Here is a 17200-nt window from a genome sequence, read left to right as displayed (position 1 = left end):
TATGGCAAATTCGCATTCCACTCCTTCCTCGATAACACCAACGGAAAAAGGTTTGCTGGCCCGCATCCGCGTCGCCAGCACCGCGCTGAGTCGCGCCGAGCGTCAGGTTGCCGAATTCTTACTACAAAAGCCGCATGATGCGCTGGAAATGTCGATACGCGTGCTGGCACAAGCCTGCGATGTCAGCGAACCGACAGTCGCCCGCTTCTCGCAAAGTCTGGGTTTCGATGGGTTCAAATCATTCAAACTGGCATTTGCAAAAAGCCTGGCCACCGGCATTCCGTATCTGCATCTGGATGTGAATCAGGCTGATCATGTGCGTGATGTGTTGCCAAAAGTGTTTGACCGCACCATCGCGGCGCTGATGGAAGCGAGAAATAATGCAAACGTCACCAGCTTTGAAGCCGCCGTACAATTACTTGCCAGAGCGCGCCGGATTGAGTGTTACGGACTCGGTTATTCGGGTGCGCTGGCAATTGATGCGCAACTGAAATTTTTCCGTTTCGGCATACCCACCACGGTTTTTTGCGATGCCCATCTGCAAGCGCAATCAGCAACATTATTGAATAGCGATTGTGTCGTCGTCGCTTTTTCCCGCACAGGCCGTACACGCGATCTGATCAATAGCGTGCAACTCGCCAAACAGGCGGGGGCAAAGATTTTGGTCTTGTGCGCCAGTGGTGGCCCGCTGGCAGAGCTGGCTGATGTGCACATCAGCGTGGACGTGGAAGAAGACCCAGATATCTATACGCCAATGACATCCCGCCTCGCCCATCTGACCTATATCGATGCGCTGGCGGTGGCTGTCACTTTGCTGCGCGGCCCCGCTGCGATCGACATGTTGGAACGGGCAAAAGCCAGCATCAGTGAAAAACGTCTGGTACCTAAAGCGGGCTGAATATAGCGGACTGAATAGCTTAGTAAGTCAGAAAAATGGGCTCGTTTCTGTTAAAGAAATGAGCCCTCTCTACGCTGACAACAGACGTTGCTGAGAACAGAAATGCCCAAATCGGCCTAATCAGCCCAATCAGTCCGATCAGTTCATACTCGCCACATCTTTTGAGATCGGCTTTGATATAGCGGCTGGCATAACTTTCTGAATATTATTTATCTTAATTTCCGCCGCCATTTTCGCTACCATTTTTGCCCGTCGCTTTCTGACCCAGATGATGATGCCGGTCACGCTCAGCATCGCCACCACCAGCCCCATCAATGAAATCAGTATGCGCCCGGTCAGGCCAAGGATACGTCCTGAATGCAGCGGGAACTGCGCTTGCAAAAAAATATCTCCCGCACTGCCAGTACCGGGAATTTTTCCACCAAGAGCGCGGCCATCTTTGCCATCAAAATACAGCCAGGCATTGCCAAGACCGACATCGCCATGATCATTACCGGCTTCAAAAAAGCCCACCCCATACACACCAAACGCAGACGAATAAAAGATACCGCCAGCAGGCAGACTCCAGCCCCGTTGCTGCGCTTCCTGCCTGGCCAGACTAACAATGCTCTCACGACTGATCGCCGGAATGATGGGTTGCTCCAGCGCTCGCGGCACACGGCTGGCAAACACATCCTCACTTAAAGGTGAAAACCATGCGACCACGGGGCGCACTATTTGTGTATTCAGGTTCATCGACACCGAGGTGACAGCCAACAACAGCATGAACAGCCATAGCCACACGGCGCTGGAACGATGCAGATCGAAATTCAGTTTGTGCCCGCCCTGTGTCCAGCGAAAAGCGAACGATTTGCGCCAGCTGCGCCAGTTGGGAAAGGAAATCCACAATGCGATAAAACAATCGAGTACCCACACCACGGCAATCAGCCCCATCAACCAGATACCCAGCTCGACGCCGGACACTTCGGGAAGATGCATGGTGTAATGCAGCTTGTACAAAAACGGCAGCAGATTTTCACGGCTCAGCGAGATTTCCCCCCATTGCCTTTTCCCCTGTATTTCGGCCGTCACCGGATCAACCGCGATCTGATTGAATCCCAGCGCATAAGGCTTCGCCGTGGCAGGATCGATCTTTCCCTCTACCGACATCTGTATGGTGTGACCGGGTTCCTCCTCGCTCAGAACATAAGTCACACGGATACGGGGATCATTTGCCTCGATTTTGTTTGCCAGCTCCAGACCAGACCAGACATGACGCCGGTCTGCATTTGCCTCGCCCGCATCCATCGCACTGCGGGCATGAAACAGTTGCGGATTCAGCCAGGCATCAAGTTCATGATCCCACGAGATGACCGCACCGGTCAGGCCGGAAACAAACAGGAAAACTGCCACCGCCAGCCCAAACCAGCGGTGCAACAACACGAAAACAGGTCGCATCTGCATATATCAAGCCGTCAGTTAATATTTCCAGTTGACCGTCACGCTGCCATTGCGTGGCGCGGCATAGTAAGCCTGGCTCCAGTACAGACTGGTCAGATATTTCTGGTCACTGACATTATTCAGATTCAACGCAACGCTGAGCTTAGGATTCACGTCATAGCGTGCCATCAGATTCAGCACGGCATAACTGCCCTGACGAATAATGTTGCCGGAACCTTCATCACGGAAAATATCCGACTGCCAGTTCAGGCTGCCGCCCACTTTTGCCTGCGGCAGAAACGGTAACTGATATGTCGTTGAAAGACGGAACAGTTTTCTTGGCACATAGGTTTTCACGTCTTTATCATTGCTGCCCTTGAGACTCAACTGAGTATATCCGGCGCTCAGATTCCAGCCCTTGGCAAGCTCGCCACTGGCATCGAATTCAAAGCCTTGCGACGTCGCATCGATACCCCTGTAGTAAGCCTTGGCACCGATATAACCCGCCTGCTCTGCTGCATTCTCTTGCCTGATCTTAAAGACAGCAGCCGAGAGATTCAGCTTGCGTTCAAACAGTTCCGCTTTCACGCCCAGCTCATCTCCTTTTCCCTTGACCGGGTCGAGCGTCTTGCCGCTGGCATCAATTTCACTTTGCGGATTAAATATTTCGGTATGGCTGGCATACGTTGAAACATACGGTGTCAGGTCATACACCAGGCCCAGATAAGGCGTGGTTTTGCTGGCATTCTTTGCGCTGCTGACGCCATACGAATTACCTTTGGTTTCGGCCTTCGTGCGATTTACACCGGCAATCAATTTGAACTCATCAGCAAGGTTAAAACGGGACGCGATAAAGATCGTCGTGCGTTTGTCTTCATAGTCGCTGCCATCAATCGAAGCGTTAAATGCTGGCTCTGGATAATTGCCCGTCCAGTTGCTGATATCCGGTAACGCGGTACCGATGCCCACGCCATAATGGGAAATATCATTCATATTCGATTTCGACCAGTTCGCACCAACGCTCAGATCATGCTTGCGTCCGGCCAATGTGAATTTGCCGCTCGCAGACAGATCGAACATCGTCTGTGTGTTGACACTGTTGTACAGCGAGGGGTAACTGTATAAGCCCAGACCCGTCGCACGGTCTGGTGTGCCATAGACATAAAATAGTTTAGAGTCCCATGCCGACCGGTTACGGCTGACGGTTGATTTCATTTGCCAGTCTTCATTGAGTTGATGACTCAATTCAATAAAACTACGTTCATTCCGCGTCTGCGCATTTGACCAGTCAGCGGCCGTGCTGGCAGATGTTTTGTAATTGGTCGGACTGCCATCGGTGTAATACAAAGGCAGCGCGCCCCACATGCCACCAGTGACATCATCTTTTTGATGGGAATGCCCAAGCGTCAGCAAGGTGGCGTCGCCCAGATTGGCTTCGATCACACCATAGACCACGGTTTTTCCCGGAGAATACCGGTCGAGGTAAGAATCCCCAGCCTGCTTTGCCACCACCAGACGCCCGGCGACCGTCCCAGCTTCATTGAGCGCACCCGACACATCGGCATCCAGCCTGCGCGTATTCCACGAGCCCAGCGTCAGCCCGGACGATGCCTGAAACTGATAGACCGGACGCTTACGAATAAAATTAACCGTGGCTGACGGGTTGCCAGTCGATGACATCAGGCCATTCGCACCACGTACGATATCCACGCGGTCGTAAATCGCCGTATCAATATCGCCATACAACAAGCCAGAGGTGAACGGCAAACCGATACCGTCGTACTGAAAATTGATGATGTCAAAACCACGCGCCATGTAATACGTGCGATCTGTTTCCACTTTTTCTACCGACACACCGGTCGTATTGGCCAGCACATCGTTGGCACTGAGCTGTCTGAAGTCATCCATTTTGGCGCGGGTCACCACCGACACCGATTGCGGCGTTTCCCGCAAGGACATATCCAGCCCCGTTGCCGAAGCGCTCTTACGCGTCGAATAAGCGCCACTCTTTTCTGTCGTAGGCTCATTCACCGCAGCGCCCTTCACCACCACTTCCGGCAACGCGACTTTGTCCTCGCCTGCTGGTGCAGCGTTATCTGCCAACACGGCGGCTGGCGACAGCAACGCAATCGATAATGCCCACGCCATTGGTCGCAGGCGGAAAGCGTTTTCGGGAGTCGAATCAGAGTCTTGCCGGACAGAATGTGAAATGCGCTGAATCATAAATAGCCTTGAAATTGATCTGAGTAGAAAAATGCCTGCAGGCCATGCCCGACAGCAAAATAGGCATGGAAGATGAATGGCAACATTGTACTCACGCAAACAAGTTAACGCAAATCATTCTCATTTGCGTTTTACATTAAATTCATTTCTATGTTTTTTCGGCGCGTGATCCTCAGCCATTGGAATCAAGGGTTCGTCATCGACATACGCAATACTCTGTTCCAGACACTAGCCACATACAAACTTGACGCAAGCCAAATCAAGCCGCATAGAATTTTGCAACGGCCACCCCACCTCTTGTCTTTTTGAGTAATATTAGGGTCTGTTAGCATTTAAATTACGTGTGCGAAAGGGGTAAAACAGTTGCAGGGCTAGGCGCAACCCGCGCCGCAGTGTGATCACTGTCAGCGGGATGCAACAAAGTCATGCGGCTGTTTTACCCCTTTCCCTTCGGGTTCAAACCAAAACGCGCGCTGGACTGCGTTGCGCGTCTTGTCAGGGGCACCAGCCCTGACTACACCGCACGCCTTGCCAGCCCACGTTTTGGTTTGAACGCATCCCGCCATTTAAATGTTAACAGACCCTCGAAGCAAAGGAGTGAGACATGAACCGAATAGCTATTCATCAGATTGTTGAAGAAGTCAAAGACTTGCCGACGCTGCCTGCGGTCGTTATGGAGATTTTGAATAACATCGACAAGGAAGATGTCGATACCCACGAATTAGCCGACAAAGTCACACGCGATATCGCCCTGACCGCAAAAACCCTGAGGCTGGCCAATTCCGCGTATTACGCCACGCAATTCAAAGTCACGACCATACAGCAGGCGATTACCCTGCTCGGGCTGACCACAGTTAAGCAAATTATCGTGACCGCGGCGCTGACCGGCTGCTTCCCCGAAAACAATTGTCAGGGCTTTAGTCACAAAGATTTCTGGCGCCATTCGAATGCCGTTGCCATCGTCGCAAAAATTCTCGCGCGACGCCTGAACCTGAGTCTGGATGTCGCCTTCACCGCAGGCCTGCTGCACGATATCGGCACACTGGTGCTGGTCACTTACCACAGCGCCGAATACGAACACGTCATCGCCTGGCAAACCGAACACCAATGCACACAGTTTGACGCCGAAAGAGAAATTCTCGGCATTGATCATGCCGCCGTCGGCGAAGAGCTGGCGATGTACTGGAATTTTTCTGATCAGATGAAAAACGCGATTGCCGGTCATCACCAACCGGACAAACCCGGGCTGGGTTTTCTGGCAACCATCGTCCACGTCGCCAACGGTATCGCCCATGTCCTGAATGTCACCGAAAGCGCCGATCACACCACCCCCGAAATCACCGCGCTATCGTGGCACAGCCTCGGGCTGGATCAGGAAGTGCTGGATCAGGTACTGCAGGAAGCCGGTGACGAATTTAACAAACTGAAACAGCAAATTGATGTTTGATAACACCAGCATCAGCGCACGAAACAGTCACAAAACAGCGACCCACAATATCACCGCCCGAACGCTGCGACACTCCTCTGAAAAAGGCATTTTCAGGGGAGTATGAGCCAAAAACGCCTTCATCTCCTTAGGAACAAAGGGCTTTTAAATATACTCCCGGGGGTATATTTAAAGCTTAAAAGCCCTCAAAACAGGCTTGGTGGTGAAACAGCAGCGATAAAGCATAGTAATTCAAGAATGAATCCGCTGCGCTTTGTAAAAGTCTCAAACCAAAAGCGCATTTAGCTCCGTCTTTTATTCTTTGCTGACACTTTTTGTCTTGCGTTGTTTGATTGATTTTTTTTACTTGTATCTTTGGGTTCTATTGCTTTTCTTGCCGCTTTCAAAGAACAATCTGTTGCTATGCTTTCTGATTTCAAACTACTTTCACATTTTGAATTGAGTCCGACGAGATATTCACGTAGAGCAGTATGCTTTTCATACAGCTTTTTTAATCTAGCGATGTCATAAATCCCGTATTTATCCACGTTAATATTTTGGCTGTAGGAGAATCGCTTGTGCTTAATGGCATTATTAACTTGTCTAAACTCATCAGCTAACGAATAGCTCACGATACTTGTATGAGTGATTTCGAATACTTTATTTAAGATGATGCCTATGCTTTTCGAGTCTGAAAGTTTCCCGATTAAATATTCAACATCGCGTTTATTTTTGTCATTAACTTTTTTTTGCAATTGCTTAGAAATGATTTCTTTTCGATTGTTTTCGAGTAGCGTGTAACAGTGAACTATTCCAAGCGCATATATGGAAAATAAAGCGTGAATAGCTCGGGGGGCATTGAGCAGCGAGTGCGAATCATATATCTGATGATTATTTAATTCATTGTTGAATTGATTTGCCGAATCTTCAAAGTCTTTATTCGCAAGATCTATAAATTTTTGAATTGATGACGTATCAATCGACAAGTGATTAATGTCGAAGCTAATTTCTTTTATATTAATTGCCATTGATACTTCCTCTTTTCTGTTTCATTAAGCGTAGCATGCGTACACAGTAGAGTGCTTCAAACATGCTGCTCTCACCGTTAAAAAAGGGATTTTACGGGAGTATGCGCCCAAAACACCTTGATCTCCTTAGAAACAAAGGGCTTTTAAATATACTCCCGGGGGTATATTTAAAAGCCCTCAAAAAAGGCGTGGCGCGATAACAGCAGCCATCAGGCAGTGATGCTGAACCCATCAGGATTCAGCTTTTTTAGGCAAGAACAACTCTGATGGTATGCCCTGGATTTGCTTCGGGCTAAATTGGTGGTAAGTCAGGTAGTCGTAATTTTTCGGCAGGCGAATACCAACGTGTGTCAGTTGAGTAGTTCTTTGCATAGGACTCATCCAACGCGTGCTAAATACTTAATCACATTTGGTTGTAGTGTAGATTCCGACTTTGACGGATTTACAAGTTATCTGCGGCGTATCGACTTGGATTACTTGATGCGACTGCTGTGATGGTTGAGGGTTGTTTTGATTGTAGTAATTTCCCTTACCAGCATAATTCAGCACGCCGATGAGAGCCGCAGCTCCTAATTCTGCATTTGCGTTGCTATTTTGAACAAGATCAGCTGGCGGAACTGGTAGTTTGTTTGTTGATAGGACTAGCTGCGCTCGTGGATGCCCATATCTAGCCGACATGGTATAGCAACGTATTGCGCGCTGGCTATCTCCCAGCTTCTCATACGAATAAGCAAGTATGTACCAATTCACAGGCAAATTCTCACCGTTTTGAATGGCTTTAAGAGAAAGTGCTTTTGATGCTTGAAAATTACCGGCCTGCGCTTGAGATAGTGCTTGGTCGCCAGTGGTGGCGCATGCAGCGAGGGCGACAGTAGCCATAGCGATAAATGCTGAATTTTTCATTCTTTCCTCTACCACTGCAAATTTGAAGATAATATTATCATTCAAATATAGCAAATAAGACAAAAGAATAAATATGTATTAGGTGGTGACGTAGCTTGCGCCATTCGCACCGCTCTCATCAGTCAAACAGCACTCACCTGTTCATTCGCCTCTCTGCCTGAAATCTGGCTACGACGCACATATGATTAAACATCTTATGCAGAACCGCTGACTAGCAACCAACAAAATCACCATCGCCTGAATTGGTAAGTATGACGCACCCTACGCTTGCGATGGTGCATCTTGGGACACACAGTGTGATCAGCAAATATGGACGGCCATCAGGGTGAGCAGCGCTACACTTTATTTGCTGGCGTACACCCTGAGGTTTACAAAGACGCCGGCACGAACTGTGCAAAATCCGGCTGGCTGATCACTGTCTATGCATGCTTATTTAAACTTGATCACCTTGTTGAGACGACTAATCACGCTATCCGGCACCTGATTGCTACACATAATGTAGCGAAATTCGCCATTTGGCATATCAGCGGCTTTCAATTGCTTCAAACTGTTGCTGGCAACGCCTGATTGTTCTATCAGATATTTTGATTCTTCTTCCGACGCAAACATGAAATCTGCAGTATGCGCATGGATTAACTGCAGCATTTGGCTCGGCGTGCCATTGGATTTAACTAAGGTGGGTTTGAGTGACTCCAGCTTGCCGTCTATGAAACCACCATAAGAAAAATTTTCTTTGACTAAAACGCGCACGCCTTTTGCGGTGAGCAAATCAGACAGCTTGCTGCCATCCTTGCCCTCAAACTTCGGGTTGGCCAGAATGATGGTCGGTTTGTCGCGATAAATAGGATTGGTGAATTTTGCAAATTGCGTACGCTCTGGCGTCTTAAACCAGCCTATCGCACAATTGTTGCCGCCTTCTTTCACCACGATCAATTGACGATTAGGAGGGACTTTACTCCATGTGACGTCAAGCCCGGCGGCCTTGAATGCCTCGCTGGCAGCAGTACCGATTAAGCCCGATGCCGCACCATCTGTACCTTGTGTTAAATACGGAGGACGCTCATTAAAACTGACCGTGATATTGTCATTTGCATGGGCAAAACCAGAAACCAAAGTACCAAACAAAATTACAGAGCGAAATAAGAAATTCATAATTTTTACAGAACACTTGCGTGTTCTCTCCTATAGAAAATTTATAAAAGTACGTTCTGAAACCGCCTCTCCACTTCGAAAAACAACAGCCTTCACATCCATTTAAAGCGTAATAACAAGTGCAGACAAACTAGAATAAACACAAGCAGCCCGTAACAAAAAACAGAAGCAATGTTTTTTTGTAGATATCGTTCAACACACATTTGCGCTGTTCGCTATTCCGCTGAATCAAGTCTATCGGTACAAAATTCCGTGAGCACTACTTTTCACATTTATTAACGACATGTGTAGTTTTTCTGTGCGTCCGTGGTATGAGGAGTTTGTTATCAGGCTTCACTATTTCATCAGACATAGAATTCAGTTTGCATGTCTGACTTTCCCTATGCATTTCAATCTAAGCAAGCGTAGCGTGCGTACCCCGTAGGGTGCGTCATACGCACTACGCCCCCCCCTCATCAATCAAACTGCACTCACCTGTTCATTCGCCTCTCAGCCTGAGCTGGCCACGACGCACATGATGATTGCGCGTCTTATGCCGGGCTGGATTCTGCGAGTCCACCAAATCATCATCGCCTGAATTGGTGCGTATGACGCACCCTACGCTTGCTATGATTCCTCTCTGAAACAAGCACTTTCAGGGGAGTATGTGGCGAAAACGCCTTCATCTCCTTAGAAACAAAGGGCTTTAAAATATACTCCCGGGGGTATATTTTTGGCTCCGGAAGCCATTTTTTGCGCACTACTGGCGTTACAGGTATAAAAAAAGCGGAACCTGTTGCGGTTCCGCTTGTAGTGGTGCGATGTTGGAGCACATCAAATCAGCGCAGATCAGTTGCTGCTTTTCAGCTGCTTCTTAGCTGCTTTTTAGCCGCCTTATCCACAGTATTTATCCGGCTGATCAGAGTTCCGGTGACAGCATGTGGCCGAGTTTGCTGACCTTGGTATTCAGGTAGCGGTCGTTGTAGGGGTTGCGTTCGATGATCAGCGGCACGTGTTCGGCGATCGTGACTTTTAATCCTTCCATCGCTGACAGTTTGCGTGGGTTGTTCGTCATCAGGCGCAGAGAATGGATGCCGAGATGTTGCAGCATCGGTTCGACCAGACTGTAATTGCGCAGATCGGCGGCAAAACCCAGGCGCTGGTTGGCTTCGACGGTATCGGCGCCATCGTCTTGCAGATGATAGGCACGGACTTTATTCAGCAAGCCTATGCCACGGCCTTCCTGACGCAGATAGAGCAAGGCACCACGGCCTTCGTCAGCGATTTTTTTGAGTGCCATTTCGAGTTGCGGGCCGCAATCACAGCGCAGGCTGAATAAGGCGTCACCGGTCAGGCATTCGGAATGGATACGCGCCAGCACTGGCTTGCCATCGGCGACGTCGCCCAACGTCAGCGCGATATGTTCTTTGCCCGTCGCAGGTTCGACAAACGCATGCATGCGGAAGTTTGCCCATGTCGTCGGTAAGTTGCAGGAATCGACGTATTCCAGCGCCAGCTTTTCTTGTTCTACAGGCGGATTGTTGCTTGACATACAGTGCTCGCGAATTCTGTTGAGTGGATTCCCGTCTTGCGGGGCAACGCAATAGCCGTCTATTGCGCTTATCCTGTTGCGGTAAATGCGTCTGCCGATCAGTTGAGAAATTGAATACAGCTGATACAGCGAAGACCAAGAGTATAAACGACCTGAGGCGGATACGTCCGCTATGCCTGCTATGTGGATCTGAGGCTCTGCGGCGACGTTCTTTGCTTGCCCGAATAAATAGGGATGATGTGGAAAAATTCAAGTTATGCAAAGCTGACAGCACATGGCAAAAAAAAATCAGGAATACGCAACGATAAGATCATCGTCATGCATTCCTGATAGTGGCAATCTGGACGCGATGCCCAGAGCGCCGCCTTTTCTAGTTTTTATTACTCTTTATCGCCCAGCAATAAGCGTTTCAGCTTGTTATCGGCGACGTTATCGCCTAACCAGATTTTCAGAATCGCGTGCATGGTCAGATCGTCTTTCAGCGTTTCGCCGATTTGCCGGTTGTTCGAGCGAAAGACGGTGCCCTTGCCCTGGCTCCAGTCTATCGTCATCACATCGCCGACTTTCCAATCCCCCATTCTGGCGAAGCCTTCGCCAAGCGCCATCAGTTGATAAACCAGTTGATTGCGTTCTTCCTTGGTAGTGCTGGAACGGATATCGGCGAGAAAACGCCGGCTCATCAATTCACTGTCGACCTCTTTCACCATCACCAGTTTCAGACGCACCGGCCCCGGCGACGCCAGCAGATCCGGCGTGTTATTTCTCGGCTTGGTGGTGTACAGACCGATATTGAAAATTTTAACGCGCTTGATGATGTGCGTGCCGCTGCCATTCAGGTTTAAACGTTGCCCCTCAACCTGTACTGTGTCTTCCAATACTTGCGACACCGCTTCATTTGCCGCCTGTGCTGGCGATAAACTGCCAGCCAGACCAACAACGATCAACATCATGCGCACCATCTGCATTATGTGCGTCATCTGCCTTGTGTGCTTTACTGTCTTCATGCGTATCTCCTCAGATTTTTTTATTTGTTATCAGCTGCAATGTCCTGCGATCAGAACATCCGGCTCAGCGTCAGCAGAAACAAATCGCCCTGCGGACGTGAACGTGCTGAAAACTCTTTCAGATACTTGAATTCCACCTGTGTTTTCAGATCATCAGTCTGATAGCTGATCACCGGCCCCAGCGACGCCGCACGTGCTTTATTGCCGTTGATCAGTGGCAGCGCACTGGTGCCGTTCGGATCTTTATCGTAGGTCGTTTGCTTCAGGTAATAACCGTGCAAACCTGCTTTGACGTTATTTGAAAACTGGTAGCTGCCGACATATTCAAGATGCAGATACTGGCCGGATTTATAGTCAGTATCGCGATTCGCGGTGCTAATGTTGTAGGCCAGCGATGCCGCAAAATCAAAGCCAGATTCAGTTGACCATGCAGCCGATACCAAAGGACGGAATGAATAAGAATTCATACCCAGATTCACCTGGCTGTTTCTGTCAAATGAACCGGTCGGCAAATCGACATTCATCGCCGCCACAATCGACAGGCTTTCATATTTCCAGCCGATGAAGCCAGCGAGCTCGATATCACCCAGACCGCTGGTGCTGCCACTGGCCGCTGCGGATGCCTGCGCACCGATTTTTTGCTGAAGTGCAGCAGGCAGCGGCGTTGTTACCGACACCACCACATCGCGCGATTTTTTCAGCAAAGGAATCGCGATGTAGCCGCCATAACGGCCGCCAAGTATTGCTTCTTCGCTGATGTAATTGAGCTTGGGAATAATGCCGTCAACTTTGATTTTTGCATTAACTGTGCCATTCACGGTAACCGGAATGCCGCTGATATTTTTGTGGAAAGCGATGTCATTGCCGTCGCTGCCTTTCACACTGTCAGCGCGATAATTCGCCAACAACACTTGTCCGTATGTGCCGGATAAAGGCAGAATTGCCGAGTCCAGATTCCAGAACCCCATAGGCACGGCCACTTCATTGTTTTCTGCCGCCTGCGCAAACGAAGCAAAGCCTGACGCGCCAAACAAGACGGTGCTGAGCACAACACGGCGCATAGTGGACTGAGGAAATTTCATTTTTTCTCCTGATGATGACGACCGATCACCAATGCGCTGCCTCAGAGTGGTCTGAAGTCAGCCATCACGATCGATCGGAATTTATTATGGGAATACCAAACACGACATGCAGAAAAACTATTTCGGTGAACTGAACCTGATGTCATGACAATGCAAGCGCGGATCAGGTCGCCGATGCGGATCGGCTCAATTGCAGAAGTTGGTGTAATCGCGGGAAATCGCGATTATTCGTTCGTGCTTTTCCACAAAAGAAAAGCAGATGCAAATGATGTAAAAAATAGTTCAGACAAACAGGCGTGCTGCCTGAAGCGAATCATAACGTGAACGCGCAAACTGCCGTAGCAGCTTGATTTATCAAAGAAATATCAGATGTAGACATTGCGTTATCTTCTGCATAATGTCGATCAGACAAAGAAACCTGCGGTTTATCTGCTGCTTCATAGAGCAGAGAGAATTGACTCTGTTTCCAGCTTGTTATCGATTAACATTTTTTAAAACATTTGGGGCGATTCTTCTAATCGCCTATGCCTGTAGCGATCTGAGGAAAATTTACAACGATGGTGCACTATCAACGATGCCTATCCGAACCCGAAACAAACAGAGAGAAAAACAGACACACGATGACGGCCTTTTTTTGTTCCGTCATCATCAACGAATAAAAGCCTTATCCGGAATAAAAAACAGGGTGCAGCTGACGCTATCACCCTGTTGGCATTCCGGCTCATATCAGGCAAAACCCGCATCCGCCGACAGATGTCTGGCGAATGTCCGTTTCAGTTTATTTGCGCTTTAACTGCGACAAATCACGCACGGCACCGCGATCCGCTGACGTTGCCAACGCTGCATACGCCTGCAATGCCTGCGAGACATAACGGTCGCGATTAACTGGCAACCATGCTGCATCGCCACGCGCTTCCATTGCGCTGCGACGGGCGGCGAGATCCGCATCGCTGACACGCAGATGGATGGTGCGTTCAGGAATATTGATCTCGATGATATCGCCCTCTTCCACCAGACCTATCGCGCCGCCTTCTGCCGCTTCCGGCGATGCATGACCGATCACCAAGCCAGACGAGCCACCAGAGAAGCGGCCATCGGTAAACAAGGCGCAGGCCTTGCCCAGACCTTTAGATTTGATATACGAGGTCGGATACAGCATTTCCTGCATACCAGGTCCGCCTTTCGGCCCTTCGTAACGAATGACGACCACATCGCCTTCATGCACGGTGTCACCGAGGATCGCTTCGACCGCCGCATCCTGACTTTCAAAGACGCGCGCTTTACCGGTGAATTTCAGAATACTTTCATCAACACCCGCCGTTTTGACGATGCAGCCTTTTTCAGCCAGATTGCCGTACAACACCGCGAGACCGCCATCTTGCGAATACGCATGCGCTTTATCCCGGATACAACCTGTGCTGCGGTCGGTATCGTTCTGACCGAAACGTTCCGATTGCGAAAACGCGACCTGCGTCGGCACGCCACCCGGCGCAGCGCGGAACAACTGCTGAACGGCAGCATCATTGCTGACCGCGATATCGTATTTCGCAATCGCCTCGCCCATGGTTTTGCTGTGTATCGTCGGTAACGAAGTATCGAGCAAACCGGCACGCGCCAATTCCCCCAGAATACTGATGATGCCACCAGCACGATGCACGTCTTCGATGTGGAATTTATCCGTCATCGGCGCCACTTTGCACAGGCAAGGCACTTTGCGCGAAATGCGGTCGATATCCGCCATGGTGAATTCAACCCCAGCCTCATTCGCTGCCGCCAGCAAATGCAACACCGTGTTGGTGGAGCCACCCATAGACACATCGAGCGCCATCGCGTTTTCAAATGCGGCTTTCGACGCGATATTGCGTGGCAAGACCGATGCATCATCCTGCTCGTAATAGCGTTTTGCCAGATCAACGATCAGGCGACCTGCATGTAAAAACAAATCTTTACGATCAGAATGCGTTGCAACGATGGTGCCATTGCCCGGCAATGCCAACCCCAGCGCTTCAGTCAGACAGTTCATCGAATTCGCGGTAAACATGCCGGAACAGGAACCGCAAGTCGGGCAGGCAGAGCGTTCGATCTCTGCCACGTCGGCGTCGCTGACAGAGCTGTCACCGGCTTTGATCATGGCATCAATCAGATCGAGCTTGATCACTTTTTTCGCGCCATCCACCACCTTCAGCACCTTGCCCGCTTCCATCGGGCCGCCGGAAATAAACACCACAGGAATATTGATGCGCATCGCTGCCATCAACATGCCCGGCGTAATTTTGTCGCAATTGGAAATGCAAACCATCGCATCGGCACAATGCGCGTTCACCATATATTCGACGGAATCGGCAATCAGATCGCGCGACGGCAATGAATACAGCATACCGCCGTGACCCATCGCAATACCGTCATCGACGGCAATCGTATTGAATTCTTTGGCGACACCGCCAGCCGCTTCAATTTCACGCGCAACGAGTTGTCCCAGATCTTTCAGATGCACATGCCCAGGCACGAACTGTGTAAATGAATTGACGACAGCGATGATAGGTTTATCGAAATCGCCGTCTTTCATGCCAGTCGCGCGCCAGAGTGCGCGGGCGCCCGCCATGTTGCGGCCATGTGTGGTGGTGCGTGAACGGTATTGCGGCATAGCTTTCTCCTGCAGAATCAGATGTGGAACAGCGAGAGTGCACTTCAACGTTATATATGTCAAATATCAAATTTAATTCATATTCATACTTTAAATATATTAATTGACAGGAAAAACTGAAAAGTCAGTTGATTCACGCAGCGCCCCGGCGCTGGACTGTCTTGACCAGTTTAAATGAATTCACCAGCGAAATTAAGGTAAGCGATTGCCCTTTTAAGCCATCGGCAGATGCCGCCGCCTGCTCGACTAACGCCGCATTTTTTTGCGTCATATCATCCATTTGCGTCACCGCATCATTAATCTGATGAATCCCGGCACTCTGTTCCTGACTGGCGCTGGTAATTTCATGCATGATGTCGGCGGCACGCTTCACGCTGCTGACGATTTCCTCCATCGTATGCCCGGCTTCATCCACCAAACGTGCGCCTTGTTCTATTTGCGTGACGGACTCTTGTATCAGGTCTTTGATTTCTTTCGCAGCGTCAGCGCTACGATGTGCAAGCTGCCGCACTTCATTGGCAACTACGGCAAAACCACGCCCTTGCTCCCCGGCACGGGCAGCTTCGACGGCAGCATTCAATGCCAGAATATTTGTCTGAAACGCGATGCCGTCAATCACAGTGATGATGTCCGCAATTTTGCCCGAACTCTGTTTAATCGCACCCATCGTGTTAACCACATTCGCCACCGCAACACCGCCCTTTTCCGCCACTTGCGCAGCAGACATCACGATGTGACTGGCTTGTTTTGAATTGTCGGCGTTTTGTCGGACGGTGGAAGTCAGCTCTTCCATGGACGACGCGGTCTCTTCCAACGAACTTGCCTGTGTTTCAGTGCGGGAAGACAAATCAGCGTTACCGGCCGCCACCTGGCTGGCACCGTTGCGGACATGCTCGGTGGTTTGCTTGATCTGCCCGATCAGCAATTTGATATTCGTTTGTAACACGCGTAATGACTGCGTCACGCGTCCGACTTCATTTGCGCCGCCGGCGCGGATCGTGACGGATAAATCGCCAGACGTCATCGTTTGTATGCAGTCATCCAGCATCAGCAAAGGCTGCACCACTTGCCGCCGCAGACGCTGCAATACCAGTAAGGTCGCCGCGCCTGCCGACAAACTTAAACCAGCGATCACATAATCCGTACCGGTAAAATCCGGCCCCAGACTCAGAACGGTAATCACACTCAGCAAGACCAGCATCGCGATCGCATACAAATTCAGCAAGGCACACACACTGAGGCCGGAGAAATAAGCCGCTCCTTTAAACAAAGGAACCGGAACCACTGCACCATCACTGATGCGTACAGATTTGTCGCCAGTCTTTATCGCCAGATAGGCAGATTCTGCCGCGCGAACCTGCTCGCGATCCGGCTTCACACGTATTGAGGTAAAACCGACGATCTGACCGTTGTGCATCAGTGGCGCAGCCGTCGCCTCAACCCAGTAATAATCACCGTTTTTACAACGGTTTTTGACCAGCCCGGACCAGGCGCGCCCACTTTTAACCGTCGCCCATAAATCGGCAAAAGCGGCGGGAGGCATATCGGGATGGCGAACAATATTATGCGGAGCACCGATTAATTCTTCGGCAGAAAATCCGCTGATGCGGACAAAATCATCACTCACATAGGTAATCCGGCCTTTGATGTCTGTTTTGGAAACGATGGTTTCATGATCTTGCAAAACATACTCTTTACCAATAGCCGCAACATTGTCAGACATAAGCAAACCTTTAAACGCAATAAAAACTGGAAGACGGAAAAAATAGCCCGCCATCATGGCATTGCGTAAATTGGTCACCATTGATCATTCGCAAGCTTATGCTGCGACGCTGTTTGCACAGAACAATTTACAACAGCGGTCGAATGTCATCCGTTGATTACTAGATC

General features: G+C 49.8%; 13 protein-coding genes. 2 read left to right on the top strand and 11 right to left on the bottom strand.

Annotation, left to right across the window (positions count from 1 at the left end):
• Position 1 precedes the first annotated feature (1 nt).
• Positions 2-898 carry an SIS domain-containing protein gene (locus tag H8K38_RS12685; RefSeq protein ID WP_186885189.1) on the top strand — a complete coding sequence of 299 codons (897 nt, stop codon included), beginning with the start codon at positions 2-4 and terminating at the stop codon, positions 896-898.
• A gap of 138 nt (positions 899-1036) precedes the next feature.
• Here H8K38_RS12685 and H8K38_RS12680 read toward each other — a convergent pair whose 3' ends face one another.
• Together H8K38_RS12680 and H8K38_RS12675 are read right to left on the bottom strand one after the other, a co-directional pair.
• Positions 1037-2335 (bottom strand): PepSY domain-containing protein, encoded by a 1299-nt coding sequence (locus H8K38_RS12680; protein WP_186885299.1) that lies wholly within the window; start codon positions 2333-2335, stop codon positions 1037-1039.
• A gap of 21 nt (positions 2336-2356) precedes the next feature.
• Positions 2357-4540 (bottom strand): TonB-dependent siderophore receptor, encoded by a 2184-nt coding sequence (locus H8K38_RS12675; protein WP_255422952.1) that lies wholly within the window; start codon positions 4538-4540, stop codon positions 2357-2359.
• A gap of 604 nt (positions 4541-5144) precedes the next feature.
• Here H8K38_RS12675 and H8K38_RS12670 point away from each other — a divergent pair.
• Positions 5145-5987, top strand: a complete 843-nt coding sequence (locus H8K38_RS12670) for an HDOD domain-containing protein (protein ID WP_186885188.1) — start codon at positions 5145-5147, stop codon at positions 5985-5987.
• Positions 5988-6268: 281 nt separating this feature from the next.
• Here H8K38_RS12670 and H8K38_RS12665 read toward each other — a convergent pair whose 3' ends face one another.
• The 9 genes from H8K38_RS12665 to H8K38_RS18635 all read right to left on the bottom strand — a co-directional run bounded on the left by H8K38_RS12665 (position 6269) and on the right by H8K38_RS18635 (position 17114).
• Entirely contained in the window at positions 6269-6994 is a 726-nt protein-coding gene (locus H8K38_RS12665; RefSeq protein WP_186885187.1) for a hypothetical protein, read from the bottom strand.
• A gap of 231 nt (positions 6995-7225) precedes the next feature.
• Positions 7226-7366, bottom strand: a complete 141-nt coding sequence (locus H8K38_RS12660; protein ID WP_186885186.1) for a hypothetical protein — start codon at positions 7364-7366, stop codon at positions 7226-7228.
• A 27-nt stretch (positions 7367-7393) separates the two neighbouring features.
• Positions 7394-7897 (bottom strand): hypothetical protein, encoded by a 504-nt coding sequence (locus H8K38_RS12655; RefSeq protein ID WP_186885185.1) that lies wholly within the window; start codon positions 7895-7897, stop codon positions 7394-7396.
• A 429-nt stretch (positions 7898-8326) separates the two neighbouring features.
• A complete protein-coding gene (locus tag H8K38_RS12650) occupies positions 8327-9049 on the bottom strand; it encodes an ABC transporter substrate-binding protein (RefSeq protein WP_186885184.1) in 723 nt (240 codons plus the stop codon).
• 898 nt (positions 9050-9947) lie between these two features.
• Positions 9948-10580, bottom strand: coding sequence for a GTP cyclohydrolase II (gene ribA / locus H8K38_RS12645; protein ID WP_186885183.1), 633 nt, complete (start codon positions 10578-10580; stop codon positions 9948-9950).
• Between the two features lie 380 nt (positions 10581-10960).
• On the bottom strand, positions 10961-11584 hold the full coding sequence (locus tag H8K38_RS12640) for a chalcone isomerase family protein (protein ID WP_186885182.1): 624 nt from the start codon (positions 11582-11584) through the stop codon (positions 10961-10963).
• 50 nt (positions 11585-11634) lie between these two features.
• Positions 11635-12666: a transporter gene (locus H8K38_RS12635; protein ID WP_186885181.1), complete on the bottom strand. Its 1032-nt coding sequence runs from the start codon at positions 12664-12666 to the stop codon at positions 11635-11637.
• 778 nt (positions 12667-13444) lie between these two features.
• Positions 13445-15310 (bottom strand): dihydroxy-acid dehydratase, encoded by a 1866-nt coding sequence (ilvD, locus tag H8K38_RS12630; protein WP_186885180.1) that lies wholly within the window; start codon positions 15308-15310, stop codon positions 13445-13447.
• A gap of 133 nt (positions 15311-15443) precedes the next feature.
• A complete protein-coding gene (locus H8K38_RS18635) occupies positions 15444-17114 on the bottom strand; it encodes a PAS domain-containing methyl-accepting chemotaxis protein (RefSeq protein ID WP_304941548.1) in 1671 nt (556 codons plus the stop codon).
• Between the last annotated feature and the right edge of the window lie 86 nt (positions 17115-17200).

The organism is Undibacterium sp. FT79W, assembly GCF_014284215.1.
Lineage (GTDB): Bacteria > Pseudomonadota > Gammaproteobacteria > Burkholderiales > Burkholderiaceae_D > Undibacterium > Undibacterium aquatile.
The sequence above is the reverse complement of the archived record's forward strand: the minus strand, read 5'-3'. Positions and strand labels throughout refer to the sequence as shown.

Excerpts from the sequence above, each read along its gene's own strand:
- H8K38_RS12685 (WP_186885189.1), top strand. The coding sequence starts at position 2 with ATGGCAAATTCGCATTCCACTCCTTCCTCGATAACACCAACGGAAAAA.
- H8K38_RS12680 (WP_186885299.1), bottom strand. The coding sequence starts at position 2,335 with ATGCGACCTGTTTTCGTGTTGTTGCACCGCTGGTTTGGGCTGGCGGTG.
- H8K38_RS12675 (WP_255422952.1), bottom strand. The coding sequence starts at position 4,540 with ATGATTCAGCGCATTTCACATTCTGTCCGGCAAGACTCTGATTCGACT.
- H8K38_RS12670 (WP_186885188.1), top strand. The coding sequence starts at position 5,145 with ATGAACCGAATAGCTATTCATCAGATTGTTGAAGAAGTCAAAGACTTG.
- H8K38_RS12665 (WP_186885187.1), bottom strand. The coding sequence starts at position 6,994 with ATGGCAATTAATATAAAAGAAATTAGCTTCGACATTAATCACTTGTCG.
- H8K38_RS12660 (WP_186885186.1), bottom strand. The coding sequence starts at position 7,366 with ATGCAAAGAACTACTCAACTGACACACGTTGGTATTCGCCTGCCGAAA.
- H8K38_RS12655 (WP_186885185.1), bottom strand. The coding sequence starts at position 7,897 with ATGAAAAATTCAGCATTTATCGCTATGGCTACTGTCGCCCTCGCTGCA.
- H8K38_RS12650 (WP_186885184.1), bottom strand. The coding sequence starts at position 9,049 with ATGAATTTCTTATTTCGCTCTGTAATTTTGTTTGGTACTTTGGTTTCT.
- ribA (WP_186885183.1), bottom strand. The coding sequence starts at position 10,580 with ATGTCAAGCAACAATCCGCCTGTAGAACAAGAAAAGCTGGCGCTGGAA.
- H8K38_RS12640 (WP_186885182.1), bottom strand. The coding sequence starts at position 11,584 with ATGAAGACAGTAAAGCACACAAGGCAGATGACGCACATAATGCAGATG.
- H8K38_RS12635 (WP_186885181.1), bottom strand. The coding sequence starts at position 12,666 with ATGAAATTTCCTCAGTCCACTATGCGCCGTGTTGTGCTCAGCACCGTC.
- ilvD (WP_186885180.1), bottom strand. The coding sequence starts at position 15,310 with ATGCCGCAATACCGTTCACGCACCACCACACATGGCCGCAACATGGCG.
- H8K38_RS18635 (WP_304941548.1), bottom strand. The coding sequence starts at position 17,114 with ATGGTGACCAATTTACGCAATGCCATGATGGCGGGCTATTTTTTCCGT.